General features: G+C 38.2%; 3 protein-coding genes. 1 reads left to right on the top strand and 2 read right to left on the bottom strand.

Features of this window, described 5'->3' with window-relative positions; genetic code table 11:
• A partial coding sequence (locus M595_RS27475) for a WD40 repeat domain-containing protein (protein WP_023068998.1) occupies positions 1–462 on the top strand: 462 nt, incomplete at its 5' end.
• 65 nt (positions 463–527) lie between these two features.
• Here M595_RS27475 and M595_RS27470 read toward each other — a convergent pair.
• Both M595_RS27470 and M595_RS27465 read right to left on the bottom strand, forming a co-directional pair.
• Positions 528–707: a hypothetical protein gene (locus M595_RS27470; protein WP_152983627.1), complete on the bottom strand. Its 180-nt coding sequence runs from the start codon at positions 705–707 to the stop codon at positions 528–530.
• A 232-nt stretch (positions 708–939) separates the two neighbouring features.
• On the bottom strand, positions 940–1541 hold a 602-nt coding region (locus M595_RS27465), incomplete at its 5' end, for a glycosyltransferase (RefSeq protein ID WP_023069842.1).

Here is a 1541-nt window from a genome sequence, read left to right as displayed (position 1 = left end):
GTTTCGGGTTCAAATGATAATACTATCAAAGCTTGGGATTTAGCAAGTGGAAAACAACTATTCAATCTTGGCGGACATGATGATCATGATGATTTAGTATGGGCAGTTGCGATTAGTCCTGATGGCTTAAAATTGGTTTCGGGAGCAAGTGATAATACTATCAAAGTCTGGGATTTAGTAACTGGAAAAAAACTATTAAGTCTTAGCGAATATAGTGTAGAACATAGTATAAATGCAGTCGCTATCAGTCCTGACGGTTCAAAAGTTGTTTCTGCTTCATCGGATAAAACTGTTAAAGTTTGGGACTTAAATACAGGAAAAGAAATGATTACCTTTATTGGAGATAGTGATTTTAATTGCTGTGCGATTAGTCCCGATAATCAAACGATTGTGGCGGGTGATAGTTCTGGAATATTACATTTTCTGCGGATAGAAGGCTTGGACGTGAACGGTGTTGATTGAACTGAATACTTATTCAATCACATCGGATACTTTACAGCGTTAAACGGGAGGGAATGCCAACACATTCAAGCTTGAACGTGAGGAAAATAGTCTTGATTTTGATGATTCGAGGGTTCTGCAAATCGGGAACCGCCATCGTTTTGAACGGGAGGTTTGGGCTTAAAAATTCCACAAATAATTGCTTCTTCAAGTAGAGGCGAACTGATTACCGAATTCACCAGACCAAACACACTAGAACTGATCATTGCAGTCAAAAACAATACATTAATAAGGCTCTTAAATTTCATCATATCACTCTGGAACTCTACTATTCACTCAGAGGAAATGGAGAAATTTTATGCAAATCCCGTTTTTCGTGTAACAGTGATTCCTCTGAACTCCGGTTGAGTGGGTGAGGTGAATAGAGAAATTAAATGGTTTGAAAAATTTCTCCTCCCCTTCTAGGAGAAAGAGTTAGGTGATAAAATAAGTTTTGTATTATAATAACTTCCGAAGTAATTGATCAATTTGTTGTCGGGTTTGCTCTAATTGAAAATTTTCATTGGCTTTATGATAAGCTTCTGTTGCAACATTGGCAGCTAATTCGGGGTTTTGATAGCAATTATTAATGACGTTAGCCAGTTCTTCTGAGTTACCCGGAGTAATCAGCCAGCCTGTTTTTCCAGGATTGACTAATTCGACGACACCGCCCGCAGCAGACGCCACAATGGGAGTTTTACACAGCATTCCTTCAATAATAACTCGTCCAAAAGGTTCGGGAGATGTGGAGGTATGAGCGACTAAATTACAAGCGGTCATTAAAGGTACAACATCAGAACAAAATCCTAAAAATTTGACTCTATTTTGGAGTCCTAAATCTGCCACTTGTTTGTGAAGTTTTTCGACATATTCTTGTTCTCCAAATAGTGCATCTCCGACTAAAATAGCAGTAACATTTTCAGGACAATGAGTTAAGGCTTCGAGTAGAATATGTTGTCCTTTCCAGGGGGATAAACGGCTAAAATGACCAACTACAAATTTACCTTCGAGTTCAAACTGTTTTTTAATTGTATTAACGTCTGAAGAGATCGGAAGAGCGT

The sequence above is a fragment of the Lyngbya aestuarii BL J genome (genome assembly GCF_000478195.2).
Classification (GTDB): Bacteria; Cyanobacteriota; Cyanobacteriia; order Cyanobacteriales; family Microcoleaceae; genus Capilliphycus; species Capilliphycus aestuarii.
This window is presented reverse-complemented; position numbering and strand designations above follow the sequence as displayed.

Coding starts and splice junctions, on each gene's coding strand:
- M595_RS27470 (WP_152983627.1), bottom strand. CDS start 707: ATGATCAGTTCTAGTGTGTTTGGTCTGGTGAATTCGGTAATCAGTTCG.